A 13,901-nucleotide genomic window follows, 5' to 3' on the forward strand; every position below is an offset into this window, starting at 1 on the left:
GCTCAACTCTCTTCTATTCGAGCGCGTCCGACGGGGACGGCGACATCGGCCTGCACATGGCCCCGCGGCCCCAGTCGCGCCGCCAGTGGGCCCGCAATAGCGGCTTCCTCGGGCGCGCAGCGTGCGGTGATGCGCGGAGATAGTGTGTCGGACAAGAGCTGACGCCGCAGAGATCGCACCAGCGATAGGGCGCGGGTCTGGACCGAGGGGCGTCCACTGGCGTCGAACAATACCTCCTCAATCGGCGTGCGTCGCCAAGGCAGCGACACCTGCAACAGGCCGAATCGACTGATGGGTCCGAAGACGGCTTGCGGTTCATGGGCGAAGGCGGCCCTGGCGCTCTTGGCCTGCGCCTCGGCGTCCTGACCATCCCCGACCAGGTCGATGACGACCAGACCGGCCCAGTTCCGAAGCCCGATCAGCCGCGCCGCCTGTCTTAGCCCCTCACGATTCGCGACCGCCCTCGCCTGTTTCGGATCACGACCGGGTATAGAAGCGAAATCGATGTCCACGGCCACCAGGGCGCGGGTGCGTTCAATAGCCAAGTCGATTCCGTGCGACCCGAAGACGCAGGACCGGGCCAGGGCCTCTTCTTCAGCCTCTATGACCGCGTCGATGGCGGCGAGTCCGACGATTGATTCCTCGCCTGGCGCGAGTTCGCGCAACTGTTCGGCGACGCTGGGCGCGGCCTGAAGCAGGCGAGGTGTCCCCTCCCCCGACCCTAGACAGCGAACCACAGCGCCCTTGCCGGCCCGAGGCTCAGCGGTGACGACGACTTCCAATCGTTCGCCCTGGCTCAATTTATCGTTCCGGGGGAAGGGCAGGAAGGCAGCGGCAGCCGCACCGATATCGACGAAGGCGCCGCGCAAGCCCTGATTCACCTCGGTCACCCGCCCGATTGACCGTGCGCCGAGCCGCGTCTGGGCCGCGTCGTCGTCACGATGGATCAGAAGATGGGTGTAGCGCCCGTCGCGCATGACCGCGCCGCGCGTCTCGCCGGGCGTCTCGTCGAGGAAGACCTCGACCGCGCCGCTCATGCGCGCCAGCCGACGCCGTTCAACAGCTGGACGGCCTCATAAACCGGCAACCCCATCACCGACGGATGGCTGCCGACAATTCGCTGGACGAAGGCTCCGGCCGGCCCCTGGATGCCATAGCCGCCTGCCTTGCCGCGCCAGTCGCCTGTGGCGACATAGGTCGCGATCTCGTGGTCCGAAAGCGGCTTGAAGGTCACGCGCGTCTCATTGACCCGCGACGACAGCTTGCCGTCGCGCACCACCGCCACGCCGGTGAAGACGCGGTGATTGCGGCCGGACAGCAGTTTCAGGAAACGGATCGCCTCCGCCTCGTCCGCCGCCTTCTCCAGGAAGCGACGACCGACCGACACGACCGTATCGGCGGCGATAACCACGGCGTCGGGGCGCCGTGCCGCTACCACCTGGGCCTTGGAGGTCGCCAGACGTTCGGCGAGACGCGACGGCGTCTCGCCCTTCAGAGGCGTCTCGTCGATGTCGGCGGGATCGATATGGTCGGGCGTAATCCCGACCTGCGCCAGCAGTTCGATGCGGCGCGGACTGGCCGAAGCCAGCACCAGTTCGGGACGACCCGCGCTCACTTACTTGAAGCGATAGGTGATGCGACCCTTGGTCAGGTCGTAGGGGGTCATTTCGACCAGGACCTTGTCGCCGGCCAGCACGCGGATGCGGTTCTTGCGCATCTTGCCCGCCGTGTGGGCGATGATCTCGTGGTCGTTCTCAAGCGTCACGCGGAAGGTGGCGTTCGGCAGCAGTTCGCTGACGGTGCCGGGAAACTCAAGTAGTTCTTCCTTAGCCATGCGGCCTCTCACGCCCGATTAAAATGCGTTCGACCCCACGCCGGGCGGGCGCGAGGGGCGGAATGGAGGGGCCTAATGCCCGAAAACGCAGAGATAGTCGAGGTCAGCCGCGACGGTAGAGCGCACACAGTAACGTAAACAGCCGCCGCGCCGTTTCATGATCGACGACGATCTTGCCGTCCAGTCGTGTCTTCAACTGGTCTGCCCCCTCGTTGTGCAGGCCACGACGGCCCATGTCGACCGATTCGATCTGGATGGGGGACGAGCCGCGCAGGGCCTCGTAATAGCTGTCGCAGATCAACAGATAGTCTTTGATCACGCCCTTCAGCGGCGTGAGGCTGATGGCGTAGGTACGGCTGAAGTTCTCGCCGTCGATGTCGAACACCAGTCGGTTGTCCTGCAAAGACAGCTTGAGCTTATAGGGCCCACTCTCGGCGCCCACGGGCTCGAAGCTGTTCTTTTCGACCAGATCGAAGATGGCGACCCGGCGCTCGTGCTCGATCTCGGCCGTCGCGGCCGGCAAGGTGAGCGCATCCAGTTCGACAGAGGCCAGCTTGTGAGGACCGCTCATGCCGCACTCCCTTCATCGCGTTTGGGGGCGTCCAGATCCGGACCGTCGAGGTGGGTCGGCGCGACCCGCGCGGGCCACCGCTCTGAAATGTCGGTGACCACGGCGTCCAGGCATTCGACGTCGACCCGCAAATCCCCGCCGCCGGCGAACATCAGAATGACCTTGCCGCCGGGCGCATCCGTCGGGATGAAATCAAGCGCCAGCAATTCCAGCGAGGCGTCTGGGCTACGCGACAGGCGACGGCTCTTGACCGCCAGCACGTCGCCGAACTGCATGGCGCACATCACCCGCGTCCCGCCGCATTCCCAGCAGAAGCGGCTGAAGGCAATAGTCAGGGTGCGCGCACTCTTCTCCCACACGATATCGACCGGCCGCAGGATGGCGTCCTGCAGCGCTGCGGAAATGATCTGAAGATCGTCGGCATCCTCGGCCAGCAGGCGCAGCGGCTCGACCGGCGCCTTGGCTTCGGAGATGACGCCGTCGATCTCAGTGCTCATCACCTGTTCCTTTTATGCGTCGAATGTCCGCGCCGCACGCGCCGAGCTTTTCTTCCAAACGCTCGAAGCCGCGATCCAGATGATAGACGCGTCCGACCGTCGTCTCACCTTCGGCGACCAGGCCCGCGATGACCAGGCACATGGAAGCCCGCAGATCGGTCGCCATGACCTGGGCGCCATGCAGCGCCTCGACACCGTTGACGTGGGCCTCGCCGGCGTGGACCGAGATGTCCGCCCCCAGCCGCGCCAGTTCCGGCACGTGCATGAAGCGGTTCTCGAAAATGGTCTCGCGCACCGTGCTGACGCCCTCGGCCGTCGTCATCAGGGCCATGAACTGGGCCTGCAGGTCGGTGGCGAAGCCGGGATAGATGGCCGTCTCGATGTCCACGGCCTTAAGCCGCTGCTTCGGATCACGCTTGATCAGCACGCCGTCGGCGGTGGGCGATACTTCGACCCCAGCCTCGATCATCTTGTCGGTCAGCGAGCCGATCAGCTCGGCCCGCGCCTTGGTCAGGCGCACCTCGCCGCCCGCCATGGCGGCGGCGACGGCATAGGAGCCCATCTCGATCCGGTCGGGAATCACTGACCAGGTCGTCCCGTTCAGCGACGAGACGCCGGTGATGGTCAGGACGTCGGTGTCGATGCCCTCGATCTTGGCGCCCATGGCCGTCAGACAGTGGGCCAGATCGCCGATCTCGGGTTCGCGCGCCGCGCGGCGCAGCACGGTCGTCCCCTGCGCCAGAACGGCGGCCAGTAGGGCGTGTTCAGTCGCCCCAACCGAAACGAACGGAAACTCGATCTCGGCCCCTCGCAGCCCTTTGGGCGCGCGAGCAGTGACATAGCCCTCGTCCAGCTCGATCTCGGCGCCCAGCGCCGTCAGCGCCTGAAGGTGCAGATCCACCGGACGCGCGCCGATTGTGCAGCCGCCGGGCAGCGAGACCTTGGCCTCGCCTGTGCGGGCCAGCAGCGGCCCCAGCACATTGAACGAAGCCCGCATCTGGCGAACCAGATCATAGGGGGCGAAGGTTGAGGTCAACTCGGCCGCATGAAACAGGCTCTCCTGCCCGTCCGCGCCGTCGCGCTCGGTCACTTCGATGCCGAACTGGCGCAGCAGCTGGCCCAGGAACCGGGTGTCCGCCAGACGCGGCATATTGGTCAGCAGCAACGGCTGATCCGTCAGGATCGAGGCGGCCATCAGCTTGATGGCGGAGTTCTTGGCGCCGCTGACGGGAATATCCCCGAAAAGCTGGGCGCCGCCCTGAATGGCGATACTGTCCATAACGTCCTTAAGCGCGCCCGAAGGAAACGCCTCGGGGGGATGGTTCTCTAGCAAGCGGTTGGGCGCTTGCCAAAGGGCTGCGAGGTCGCGAGCCGATGACTTTCAGTTGCGAGGCGTCAGTTGCTGTCGCGCGGCGCAGCCGGCGTCCGCGCCGGGGCCTTGCGGCGGCGCAGGTTGGCGCGAAGCGCCGAAGCCAGACGGATCGCCTTCTCGGCCTTGGCCCGCGCAATCTCGAATTCCGGCCCCGATTCGACGGGCGGCGTCGCCGCAGTGGCGGCGGCAGGCGTATCGGCGTCATGCGGAGGATGAGTCATGGCCGGATGATGCCGTGATAACGGGCCATGTCCAAACTTTCTTTCGGAGGATCAAAAAGGCGCTTCCCTCCCCGGAAGGGTTTGGCTATACGGCCGCTTCCTCAGTCGGGGCCGCCGTAGCTCAGTGGTAGAGCGCATCCTTGGTAAGGCTGAGGTCGTGGGTTCGATTCCCCCCGGCGGCACCATCTGAGAACTGAAAAGGCCCGGCTTTCGCCGGGCCTTTTTGAGTTTTCGGGGCGGGCCTTGAGGCCGTCAGTCGTAGCCGTACTGCCCACGGCGATACGGATCGCGGTCGTCTGCATCGCCGTCCTTGCTCCAACTGAAGCCCATGGACATCGACTTGGTGGTGGTGTCCGCGCCATAGCCCCGACCGCGCCAGCCGCCGCCGTAGGGCGAGTAGAAGCCCGGTCCACGCAGGCCGTAACCGCCGTAACCATAGCCCCAGGGCTCGTTGCGCCCCTCGCGATAGGCCAGGTCCAGGCGACCATTCTCGCCGACAGGCAGGGAGACGGCGGCGCCATAGCTGCGATAGCCGCCTGTGCCGATTCCAGCCTCGACCATGCCGTGCATTTTGCGCTCGGCCGGCGGACCGGTCTCGGCGGCTTCGTCGAAGCTGGCGCCCGGCGTGCGCGAGCTGATCCAGTTCTGGATCTGCTGTTCGGTCGTCAGGCCGTGCGGAGCAGCGTCCTGGGCCGTCGGAGCGGTCACCGATTCCTGAGGCGCGACGGCCATGGCCTGGGCCAGGGTCGGGGCGTTGGACGGCGCGGTCGTGACGACACCGTCGGGGTCACCGCCCGCCGCGACAAGGGCCGCACTCGCCAAGAAACCTGCAATCAGCATGGGCCGCCTCCGTTCGAAATCATCCTAGCACAGCGATTGAGGCCAAGGTCAGGCGGCGCCGTCGCCCCGCCGAAGCGGGTCGGGCAGAGCCTCACCTTCGGCGACGAAACTGAGCGCGACCGAGTTAATGCAATAGCGATTTCCAGTCGGCGGCGGGCCGTCGGGGAAGACGTGACCCTGGTGACTGCCGCAACGGGCGCACTGGGTCTCGATGCGGATCATGCCGTAGCTGGTGTCGCGAATCTCGTGAACGTGGCGCTCGTCCACCGGCTGAGTGAAGCTGGGCCAGCCGGTGCCGCTCTCGAACTTGGTTCCGCTCCTGAACAGCGGCAGGCCGCATTCGCGGCAACAGAAGACCCCTGCCCGCTTCTCGCCCAGCAAAGTGCCGCAGAAGGGCGCCTCAGTGCCGTGCGACAGCAGGACGCGTTTCTCCTCGGGGCTCAGGTCGGCCTCCAGACGGGCGCGTTCCTCATCGTTCGGCGGAGTCAGGTCGAAGCCCGACGGCGAACGCAGGCTTTCGTGTGTTGGGGCGAGATCGGTCATGATCTGCAAATGGGAAGGGGCGGGCCGGGGTTCCACCCCCTGCCCGCCCCCTGTTCCGCCAGATACAGCGATTTCTTACTGGAACAGCGTGCCGACCCAGGCGCGCACGGCGGTCTCGTCGGTCGCCGAGCCCGTGTAGGCCAGGCCCTGCGCCGGGGTGAACGGTGCGTCGTTGCCGCGCTGACGCGTCGTCCAGGCCTTGTGACCATAGGTCAGCTCGGCATAGTTCGACGGCAGGCGCAGGACCGTGGGCTCGATGAAGATCGAATCCTCGGCTGTGACCGAACCGGCCAGGCGCACGTTCGGCAGGCGCGTCAGCAGGTCCAGCGTATCCAGGCAGCCGCTGGTGCAGCCGCTGTCGACCAGGACCACCACCTGACCGGCGACCAGGTTGGCCGCGCCCGTATCCGCCACGGATGGACGGCCCGGCATGGTGAAGGTCGGCTGATTGGCGGCGAGCGCCGAATCGAAGGCTGCGACGATGGCTTGAGTCTGTTCGATCACCGGACCGGATTCGGCGACGAAGCGCGGATCGGCCTGCATCCGCGCCAGGGTGTCGGCGAACCACTGACGGTTGGCTGTCGTGGCGCGATAGGTGATCGAGCCGGCCTCAGGCTGGCGGCTGACGGTGAACTCCGGCGTCCAGATGCGGTTGGCCAGGCCATAGCCCTTGCCCGTCGCGTTCAGCGATGCGCCGTTCGCGCCGCGCAGATCGATGACCAGGCCTTGGGCGCCGCGAATAGCGGGCAGTTGGGCCTCGACGGCGGCGAAGAAGGCGTCCCATCCGGCGTCGTCGGCCAGGGTGTGGACGTGGATCCAGGGACGGCCGTCGACCGTCTCGACCGACAGCGGATTGGCGCCGGGCATATAGATGGTGGCGCGGTAGGCGGCCTCCAGGCTGGCGGCGTCGGCCGGCTGGGGCTGCATCTGGAAGTCACGATCGCGACGACCGACCTTGAAGGTGCACAGCGACGGCACGCCGCCGGTGAAGGGGTTGTTGCGGTTCCACAGCAGATAGGGGGCGGTGCGGACGCGACCGGCCTCGGTCGTCAGATCGCCTTCCCAACGGTCCAGCCGCTCTTCGGCCAGTTGGGCGGCGGTTTTGTCGCCGCATTTGACCAGGGTCGCCCCGACTGGCGGCACGTTGCGCACGCCCGGCTTCACATAGGAGACGACATATTCGCCGTTGCGCCAGGCCGTGGTCACGCCCGGCCAACTGGTCGCGAAGAACGGACCGAGGCCCTCGTAGGTCGGGCGGATCGCGATGTTCGAATCGCGGAAACCGTTGGCGTAGTAACGCATCAGATAGGCGTGGCTGTCGCCGCTGTTGACGCGGCCGACCTTGCCTTGCGCGTCGGCCAGACCGGCGTCGATCCAGGTGCGGAAGGCTTCGCTGGGCGCGCCGGGGATGACGGCGGCGGGGTGGTTGGCGGCCAGGGCGTCATGCGCGGCCTGAAGGTCCTGTTGCGCCAGGGCGCGAAAATCCTGTGCGACTGCGGCGCCGGCGGCGACGGTCAGCGACAGAACGGCGGCCGATGCGGCGGCGATCATGCGGTTCATGGAGGTTTCCTGCGGCCTTCTATTTCAAGCTCGTGGCGATGGTTAAACCTCATGCGTCACGCGCTTGCCAACCCCGCAGGTCAGGATTTCGCCCGATTGTCACACCACCTGCGGCGATGCGGCGCGCTCAGAGCGGCGCCACAGCCTCGGCCGCCGCGCCGAATATCCGATCGAAGCTGCGTCGCAACGCCTCGTCCGCCTCGTCCATGGTCGCCAGCACGCCCAGATCGACCAGGCTGGTGACGCCGTGGTCCTGAATGCCGCACGGCACGATGCCGCCGAAATGGTCCAGGTCCGGCTCGACGTTCAGGCTGATGCCGTGGAAGCTGACCCATTTGCGGACCTTGACGCCGATGGCCGCGATCTTGTCCTCGCGCGACCAGCCCGGCCCCTTGCGCTCGACCCAGACACCCACACGCCCAGCTCGGATATCCGCCTCGATGCCGAACTGGTCCAGCGCGCCGATCAGCCACAGTTCCAGCCCGCGAACGAAACACCGCACGTCCTTGCCGCGCCGGTTCAGGTCCAGCATCACATAGGCCACCCGCTGGCCGGGACCGTGGTAGGTGAACTGCCCGCCCCGTCCCGTCCGGTGCACCGGGAAACGGCCCGCATCCAGCAGGTCCTCGTCCTTGGCCGAGACCCCGGCGGTGTAGAGCGGCGGATGTTCCAGCAACCACACCATCTCCTGCGCCTTGCCCGCCGCGATGGCGGCGACGCGCGCCTCCATGAAGGCTTCGGCGGCGGCGTAATCGACATAGCCCCTCGACACGGCCCATTCGACGGGCCGCCCGTCGTCGAGACGCAGTTTCTGAAGGGACGGGCTTAACGGCTCAGCAAGCATGACGCTTCAATGTGATCGACGAGGCGTTTGCGCAAGAGACGGCCTTTCAGTGATCGAGAGCTTTACGTGACCCAAATCAACGCCGTCGACGTCGAAATCTCCGTGGTTCTGGGTCGATCAGTGCTGCCGATGTCGCAACTGCTGCGCATGGGCCGTGGCGCGGTGATCCCCCTGGACGCCGCAGAGGGCGACGAGGTCTGGATTCTGGCCAACAACTACCCCGTGGCGCGGGGCGAGATCGAGATCCGCGACGACCGAATCGCCATCACCGTCACCCGCCAGGCCGACGTCTATGACTTCATGGCCGGGTCCGCCTGAGGCTCGCATTCGCCGCTCTCCACGAACCGTTCAATTCGCCCTTTCCTTTTCCGGCGGCTTCGTCTATTCGCCGCCGCTCCGATGCGAGCGGTCGTGGCGGAATTGGTAGACGCGCAGCGTTGAGGTCGCTGTGGGGCAACCCGTGGAAGTTCGAGTCTTCTCGACCGCACCATCTGGCTAAACAGGGCGATTCATCGGCTAACTACGGCTGGACATACCAAGGGAGGCGACCACGTGAACACCACGGACTCCGCCTTCGCTCCAGCCGAAGCGCCCGATAACGAAGACCACGCCGCTCTGGACGAGGACTATGTCCTCACCCCTCAATTCGTCGAGAAAGTCGTGGACGCCGCCGACGACGGCGATGGGGTGCGACTGCGGTCACTGCTGGAAGACCTGCACCCGGCCGACGTCGCCGACCTGATGGGCTTCCTGACGGCGGAACACCGCGCCGTCGTGGTGCTGTGGTTGCCGCCGGAACTGCTGGCCGAGACCCTGCCCGAGCTGGACGACAACATCCGCGAGGAGGTGCTGGAGCGCGTGCCGCACGGCACCTTGGCCGTGGCGCTTCAGGAACTGGACTCCGACGACGCCGCCGCCGTGGTCGAGGATCTGGAGGACGATCAACGCGAGCGGGTTCTGGCCGCCATGCCCGAAGTCGATCGCGCCGCGATCGAGAACAGCCTGGGCTATGACGAGGAGTCCGCCGGTCGCCTGATGCAGCGCGAGGTGATGGCCGCGCCCCAGTTCTGGAGCGTGGGCGACACCATCGACCACATACGCAAGCAGGGCGACGACCTGCCCGAGCTGTTCTTCGACATCTATGTGGTCGATCCGTTGAACAGGCCGGTCGGCGGCGTGCCGATCAGCGGACTGTTACGCGCCGCGCGCAGCATCGCCCTGTCCGACCTGATGGAGCCGATCAACGTGATCGCCGTCGGTCAGGACCAGGAAGAGGTCGCCTATATCTTCGAGAAATACCACCTGATCTCTGCGCCGGTTGTTGACGCCGGCGGGCGGCTGGTCGGCCAGATCACCGTCGATGACATCGTCAACATCATTCAGGAAGAGAACCGCGAGGACATCCTGCGTCTGGCCGGCGTGTCCGACGAGGACCGCGGCTCGTCCGTGTCCGAGATCGTGCGCGGTCGCGTGCCGTGGCTGGCGATCAATCTGGCGACAGCGGCCCTGGGCGCCAGCGTCATCGGCCTGTTCGAAGGCACGATTCAGCAGATCGTCGCCCTCGCCGTGCTGATGCCGATCGTGTCCGCCATCGGCGGCAACGCCGGCACCCAGGCTCTGACCGTGACCGTGCGTGCGCTGGCGACGCGCGAACTGAACAGCTCGAACGCCCCTCGCACCTTCTGGCGCGAGATGGCGGTGGGCCTCGCCAACGGAATGATTCTGGCGCCCCTGATCGGCATCGCGGCCGGTTTCTGGTTCCGCGACGAAGACTGGAAGATCGGTCTGGTGATCGGCGCCGCCATGATCCTGAACCTGCTGATCGCCGCCAGCATCGGCGTCCTGACGCCCCTGACCCTTTCCAAGCTGAAGTTCGACCCTGCCGTGTCGTCCGCCGTGTTCGTCACGGCGACCACCGACTTCTTCGGTTTCTTGATCTTCCTTGGTCTGGCCACACTGGTGCTGCTCTAGACATCATCCACGCCGATCCGGCGCGGGCCTTGCTAATGATCGTGCGAGCGCCGCGCGCCTGTTTCCAATTGGGTCAACTGTGTCTGACGTCCTCCCCAAGCCCGGGCCCAAACCCGGCCCCAAACCCAGCAAGGTGTCCCGCGAGGGCGTCCTGCTGATCAAGAGCTTCGAAGGCTTCCGTCCTCGCGCCATGCAGCGCAGCGACGGCCGATGGGTGATCGGTTACGGCCACACTCATTCGGCCCGCGAGGGCGCCACGGTGTCCGAACAGGACGCCGAACTGCTGATGCAATATGACCTGATCCCTGTCGTGAAGGCTGTGGCCGATCATGTTCGCGTGACCCTGAACCAGCACCAGTTCGACGCCCTGGCCAGTTTCGCCTTCTCCATCGGCGCGGATCGGTTCGCGTCGTCCGACGTGGTCGAGCAGTTGAACGCCGGCGCCGCTCGCCAGGCCGCCTTGGCCCTGTCCGAATGGGCGGATGACGCCGCCGCCGAAAAGCCGACGCGCCGACGCTCGGCCGAGCATGCGCTGTTCAACGCCGCGCCCGGCGCGCCCGTGACCCTGGCCGATCTGCTGGCTGCCCCCCTGCCGTCTCCATTCGAGACGCCACACCCGACCCTTGCCGCCGTCGAGGGCGCGCTGGACGAAGCCGTCGCTCCCTTCCCCGCGCACGACGAGACCGCCGCGCCGGCTGCGCCTCAGCCCCATTCCATCTATCCCGCTACAGCCGTCGGTCCCGTCGCCGCCAATGACCTGCAGGCGCAGCTAGAAGCCGAGCCCCTCGCCGCCTCGAAGGCAGAGTTCACCAGCGCCGAGAAAGCCAGCGTCGTCCTGACCGCGCCGGGCCTTTCGGAACCGGAGGCCGTTGCACCCGTCGATGCCGAAGTCGAGCCGACCTCCGAACCGGACGCGACACCCGTCGAACAGCCGCCGAGCACGCGCGAAGTCGTCGCCCGCGCTCGGGCCGCGAAACGCCCCGGTTGGGGCGAGACGGCCACCTTCCTGATCATGGGCGGTCTGGGCATGCTGTCCTTGGGCGTCGCCATGGCGGCCTTTCGCCGCGCGTCGGTGTCGAACAGCAGCGACACGGCCACCGTCGCCTGGGTGCTGGCTCTGATCGCCGTCGCCTGCGTCGGGGTGTCGGGCTACAATCTCTATCGTCGCTGGGGACGGGCTGACCGCACCTGACAGCGCTTGGCGAAAGGCCGTGCGCAATGCTACGCCTCAGCGCATGAGCATTCCCTTCGCGCCCCAATCCATGGAATTCGGCCTTGGCGAAAACGCCGACGCCATCCGCGACACGACCGCCCGCTGGGCCGCTGATCGCCTGGCCCCTCTGGCGGCCGAGATCGACGAGAAGAACGCGTTCAAGCGCGAGCTTTGGCCCGAAATGGGCGAACTGGGCCTGCACGGAATCACGGTCGAGGAAGAGTACGGCGGCCTGGGCCTGGGCTATCTCGAACACGTCGTGGCGATGGAAGAAGTGTCGCGCGCCTCGGCCTCGATCGGCCTGGCCTACGGGGCGCACTCAAACCTTTGCGTCAATCAGATCCGTCGCTGGGGCACGCCCGAGCAGAAGCAGAAGTATCTGCCCAAACTCATCAGCGGCGAACACGTCGGCTCTCTGGCCATGTCGGAGGCCGGGTCCGGTTCCGACGTCATGTCGATGCGCACCCGCGCCGACAAGAAGGGCGACCGCTACGTCCTGAACGGCACCAAGTTCTGGATCACCAACGCCCCCCACGCCGACACCCTGGTCGTCTACGCCAAGACCGATCCCGAGGCTGGCTCGAAGGGTTGCACCGCCTTCCTGATCGAAAAGGGCATGAAGGGGTTCAGCGTCTCCAAGAAGCTGGACAAGATGGGCATGCGCGGGTCGGACACCGCCGAACTGGTGTTCGAGGACTGCGAAGTGCCCGAGGAAAACATCATGGGTCCGCTGGGCGGCGGCGCCGGCGTGCTGATGAGCGGTCTGGACTATGAGCGCGCGGTCCTGGCCGCCGGCCCCCTGGGCATCATGCAGGCCGCGCTGGACGTGGTCCTGCCTTACGTTCGCGACCGCAAGCAGTTCGGCAAGCCCATCGGCTCCTTCCAGCTAATGCAGGCCAAAATAGCGGACATGTACGTCGCCCTGAACAGCGCCCGCGCCTATGTCTATGCCGTCGCTCGCGCCTGCGATCAGGGCAAGACCACCCGCTACGATGCGGCCGGCGCCATTTTGCTGGCCTCGGAAAACGCCGTGAAGGTCAGCCTTGAGGCTGTCCAGGCCCTGGGCGGCGCCGGCTACACCAAGGAATGGCCGGTCGAGCGCCTGGTCCGCGACGCCAAGCTGTATGACATCGGCGCCGGCACCAACGAAATCCGTCGCTTCCTGATCGGCCGGGAACTGCTGGGAAGCTGATGGTTTGTCTCCGCACAAGGAGACAGCCGATGCCCGCCAAATCCGCAGCCCAGCAAAAGGCCGCCGGCGCCGCCCTGTCGGCCAAGCGCGGCGAGACGCCGAAGTCGAAGCTGAAGGGCGCGTCCAAATCCATGGCCGCGTCCATGACCGAGACCCAACTCGAAGAGCTCGCCGCCACCAAGCGTAAGGACAAGCCGGAGCATGTGCAGGACTGAGACATAGGCGAATTATCTGATCGCCTTTCCGTTCTGTAAGTGGCGATCCAAGCGCCGACCGCCTAGATGGGCGCAATCCCTAGCCGAGCGCCCTGCCTGATGCCCGCCCAACCGCCTCCGAACGACGACCTGCGGCGGTTTTCCGACGTCCTCGAAGATCTCGGCCACGCCCCAGAACCCAAGCTGACCATGGCCGAACTGGTCGCGTCCTTCGGCGAGCGCGGCTTCGGGGCGATGATACTGATTCTGTCGCTGCTGGCGCTCCTGCCTTGGCCTCCTGGCGGCAAGGCGGTCTTCGCCGTGCCGATCATCCTGATGTCGCTGGAACTGGCGTTCCAGAGACAAACCGTCTGGCTGCCGCGCTGGATGTTGAAGGCCTCGGTTTCGCGAAGCGCCTACAACGCTCTGATCGCCACGCCCTTCGCCGCCCCGGCCTGGCTGCGCCGCTGGGTCCTGTCGTCCAGAGTTCGAATCGCGCAACGCCGCTACATGTTCGCCGACGGCATCCGGCGGGCCGTGCGTCGGCGGCCAAAGGGCGCCAGCGTCCTGAAACTGGTCCGCGCCATCGAAAGGCTGACCCGCCCGCGCCTGCCCCTGCTGACCGGCGATGTCGCCGACACCTTTACCGGCCTGGTCTGCGTCGTGCTGGCGCTGATCATGGCCCTGCCCATCCCATTTGGAGACGCCCTGCCCGGCATCGCCCTCGTCCTGTTCGCCCTGGGCATGATGCAGCGCGACGGGGTGGCGATCCTGCTGGGCATGCTGGCGACAGCAGCGAGCGCCCTGTACCTGTTTCTGATCTGGGCGACGGTGGTCGAGGTCGGCGAACACGTCGCCGGTTGGTTCGCTCGCTTGTTACACTGACCGCCAAGGAAAAGGGCCGCCGAGTTTTCCTCGACGGCCCTCCACTGTCTGACCGCGAACGGCCCGACTGCAACTCAGTCTGAAAGGCTCAGACCAGGCCCTCTCCGAGGACCAGGGTCGCGGTCGCCGCTCGCGATTGATGACAATGAGACACTGGATCACCT

General features: G+C 66.4%; 17 protein-coding genes and 2 tRNA genes. 8 read left to right on the plus strand and 11 right to left on the minus strand.

Going from position 1 to position 13,901, the window contains the following annotated elements; translation table 11 throughout:
* Positions 1-2: 2 nt before the first annotated feature.
* The 7 genes from ACP7BH_RS04790 to ACP7BH_RS04820 all read right to left on the minus strand — a co-directional run bounded on the left by ACP7BH_RS04790 (position 3) and on the right by ACP7BH_RS04820 (position 4,495).
* Complete coding sequence (locus ACP7BH_RS04790) at positions 3-1,037, minus strand: ribonuclease E/G (RefSeq protein ID WP_425983240.1); 1,035 nt, start codon at positions 1,035-1,037, stop codon at positions 3-5.
* Positions 1,034-1,615: a Maf family protein gene (locus ACP7BH_RS04795; RefSeq protein WP_425983238.1), complete on the minus strand. Its 582-nt coding sequence runs from the start codon at positions 1,613-1,615 to the stop codon at positions 1,034-1,036. Before ACP7BH_RS04795 ends, ACP7BH_RS04790 begins: the two co-directional genes overlap by 4 nt.
* Positions 1,616-1,834, minus strand: a complete 219-nt coding sequence (infA, locus tag ACP7BH_RS04800) for a translation initiation factor IF-1 (RefSeq protein WP_008261544.1) — start codon at positions 1,832-1,834, stop codon at positions 1,616-1,618.
* 103 nt (positions 1,835-1,937) lie between these two features.
* The gene (locus ACP7BH_RS04805; protein WP_425983237.1) at positions 1,938-2,405 is read right to left on the minus strand and encodes a UPF0262 family protein; all 468 of its coding nucleotides are present in this window, start codon (positions 2,403-2,405) and stop codon (positions 1,938-1,940) included.
* Entirely contained in the window at positions 2,402-2,902 is a 501-nt protein-coding gene (locus ACP7BH_RS04810; RefSeq protein ID WP_425983236.1) for a DUF2948 family protein, read from the minus strand. Before ACP7BH_RS04810 ends, ACP7BH_RS04805 begins: the two co-directional genes overlap by 4 nt.
* The gene (gene murA / locus ACP7BH_RS04815; RefSeq protein ID WP_425983235.1) at positions 2,892-4,181 is read right to left on the minus strand and encodes a UDP-N-acetylglucosamine 1-carboxyvinyltransferase; all 1,290 of its coding nucleotides are present in this window, start codon (positions 4,179-4,181) and stop codon (positions 2,892-2,894) included. Before murA ends, ACP7BH_RS04810 begins: the two co-directional genes overlap by 11 nt.
* Positions 4,182-4,297: 116 nt before the next feature.
* Positions 4,298-4,495 carry a hypothetical protein gene (locus ACP7BH_RS04820; protein WP_425983234.1) on the minus strand — a complete coding sequence of 66 codons (198 nt, stop codon included), beginning with the start codon at positions 4,493-4,495 and terminating at the stop codon, positions 4,298-4,300.
* Between the two features lie 110 nt (positions 4,496-4,605).
* On the opposite strand from ACP7BH_RS04820, the gene ACP7BH_RS04825 reads away from it, so the two are divergent.
* A tRNA-Thr gene (locus ACP7BH_RS04825) sits at positions 4,606-4,680 on the plus strand.
* Positions 4,681-4,747: 67 nt separating this feature from the next.
* On the opposite strand, the gene ACP7BH_RS04830 is transcribed toward ACP7BH_RS04825, so the two are convergent.
* The 4 genes from ACP7BH_RS04830 to lipB form a co-directional block, all read right to left on the minus strand.
* On the minus strand, positions 4,748-5,335 hold the full coding sequence (locus tag ACP7BH_RS04830; protein WP_425983232.1) for a hypothetical protein: 588 nt from the start codon (positions 5,333-5,335) through the stop codon (positions 4,748-4,750).
* 48 nt (positions 5,336-5,383) lie between these two features.
* Complete coding sequence (msrB, locus tag ACP7BH_RS04835) at positions 5,384-5,878, minus strand: peptide-methionine (R)-S-oxide reductase MsrB (protein ID WP_425983230.1); 495 nt, start codon at positions 5,876-5,878, stop codon at positions 5,384-5,386.
* A gap of 75 nt (positions 5,879-5,953) precedes the next feature.
* A complete protein-coding gene (locus tag ACP7BH_RS04840) occupies positions 5,954-7,438 on the minus strand; it encodes a hypothetical protein (RefSeq protein WP_425983228.1) in 1,485 nt (494 codons plus the stop codon).
* Between the two features lie 127 nt (positions 7,439-7,565).
* Entirely contained in the window at positions 7,566-8,282 is a 717-nt protein-coding gene (lipB, locus tag ACP7BH_RS04845; RefSeq protein WP_425983226.1) for a lipoyl(octanoyl) transferase LipB, read from the minus strand.
* Between the two features lie 27 nt (positions 8,283-8,309).
* Here lipB and ACP7BH_RS04850 point away from each other — a divergent pair, with 27 nt between their 5' ends.
* The 7 genes from ACP7BH_RS04850 to ACP7BH_RS04880 all read left to right on the plus strand — a co-directional run bounded on the left by ACP7BH_RS04850 (position 8,310) and on the right by ACP7BH_RS04880 (position 13,737).
* Positions 8,310-8,600, plus strand: a complete 291-nt coding sequence (locus ACP7BH_RS04850; RefSeq protein ID WP_425983224.1) for a FliM/FliN family flagellar motor switch protein — start codon at positions 8,310-8,312, stop codon at positions 8,598-8,600.
* Between the two features lie 87 nt (positions 8,601-8,687).
* Positions 8,688-8,772: transfer RNA gene (locus tag ACP7BH_RS04855), tRNA-Leu, on the plus strand.
* A gap of 62 nt (positions 8,773-8,834) precedes the next feature.
* Positions 8,835-10,253 (plus strand): magnesium transporter, encoded by a 1,419-nt coding sequence (gene mgtE, locus ACP7BH_RS04860; protein WP_409714773.1) that lies wholly within the window; start codon positions 8,835-8,837, stop codon positions 10,251-10,253.
* Positions 10,254-10,332: 79 nt separating this feature from the next.
* The gene (locus ACP7BH_RS04865; RefSeq protein WP_425983222.1) at positions 10,333-11,445 is read left to right on the plus strand and encodes a glycoside hydrolase family protein; all 1,113 of its coding nucleotides are present in this window, start codon (positions 10,333-10,335) and stop codon (positions 11,443-11,445) included.
* A gap of 43 nt (positions 11,446-11,488) precedes the next feature.
* Positions 11,489-12,658, plus strand: a complete 1,170-nt coding sequence (locus ACP7BH_RS04870; protein ID WP_425983220.1) for an isovaleryl-CoA dehydrogenase — start codon at positions 11,489-11,491, stop codon at positions 12,656-12,658.
* Between the two features lie 29 nt (positions 12,659-12,687).
* A complete protein-coding gene (locus ACP7BH_RS04875) occupies positions 12,688-12,873 on the plus strand; it encodes a DUF3008 family protein (RefSeq protein ID WP_135195727.1) in 186 nt (61 codons plus the stop codon).
* 99 nt (positions 12,874-12,972) lie between these two features.
* A complete protein-coding gene (locus ACP7BH_RS04880; RefSeq protein ID WP_425983218.1) occupies positions 12,973-13,737 on the plus strand; it encodes an exopolysaccharide biosynthesis protein in 765 nt (254 codons plus the stop codon).
* The last annotated feature ends 164 nt before the right edge of the window (positions 13,738-13,901 follow it).

The organism is Brevundimonas sp. TWP2-1 (assembly GCF_049897645.1).
Lineage (GTDB): Bacteria > Pseudomonadota > Alphaproteobacteria > Caulobacterales > Caulobacteraceae > Brevundimonas.

Excerpts from the sequence above, each read along its gene's own strand:
- ACP7BH_RS04810 (WP_425983236.1), bottom strand. The coding sequence starts at position 2,902 with ATGAGCACTGAGATCGACGGCGTCATCTCCGAAGCCAAGGCGCCGGTC.
- ACP7BH_RS04805 (WP_425983237.1), bottom strand. The coding sequence starts at position 2,405 with ATGAGCGGTCCTCACAAGCTGGCCTCTGTCGAACTGGATGCGCTCACC.
- ACP7BH_RS04790 (WP_425983240.1), bottom strand. The coding sequence starts at position 1,037 with ATGAGCGGCGCGGTCGAGGTCTTCCTCGACGAGACGCCCGGCGAGACG.
- ACP7BH_RS04880 (WP_425983218.1), top strand. The coding sequence starts at position 12,973 with ATGCCCGCCCAACCGCCTCCGAACGACGACCTGCGGCGGTTTTCCGAC.
- murA (WP_425983235.1), bottom strand. The coding sequence starts at position 4,181 with ATGGACAGTATCGCCATTCAGGGCGGCGCCCAGCTTTTCGGGGATATT.
- ACP7BH_RS04875 (WP_135195727.1), top strand. The coding sequence starts at position 12,688 with ATGCCCGCCAAATCCGCAGCCCAGCAAAAGGCCGCCGGCGCCGCCCTG.
- ACP7BH_RS04820 (WP_425983234.1), bottom strand. The coding sequence starts at position 4,495 with ATGACTCATCCTCCGCATGACGCCGATACGCCTGCCGCCGCCACTGCG.
- ACP7BH_RS04870 (WP_425983220.1), top strand. The coding sequence starts at position 11,489 with ATGAGCATTCCCTTCGCGCCCCAATCCATGGAATTCGGCCTTGGCGAA.
- msrB (WP_425983230.1), bottom strand. The coding sequence starts at position 5,878 with ATGACCGATCTCGCCCCAACACACGAAAGCCTGCGTTCGCCGTCGGGC.
- ACP7BH_RS04830 (WP_425983232.1), bottom strand. The coding sequence starts at position 5,335 with ATGCTGATTGCAGGTTTCTTGGCGAGTGCGGCCCTTGTCGCGGCGGGC.
- ACP7BH_RS04840 (WP_425983228.1), bottom strand. The coding sequence starts at position 7,438 with ATGAACCGCATGATCGCCGCCGCATCGGCCGCCGTTCTGTCGCTGACC.
- lipB (WP_425983226.1), bottom strand. The coding sequence starts at position 8,282 with ATGCTTGCTGAGCCGTTAAGCCCGTCCCTTCAGAAACTGCGTCTCGAC.
- infA (WP_008261544.1), bottom strand. The coding sequence starts at position 1,834 with ATGGCTAAGGAAGAACTACTTGAGTTTCCCGGCACCGTCAGCGAACTG.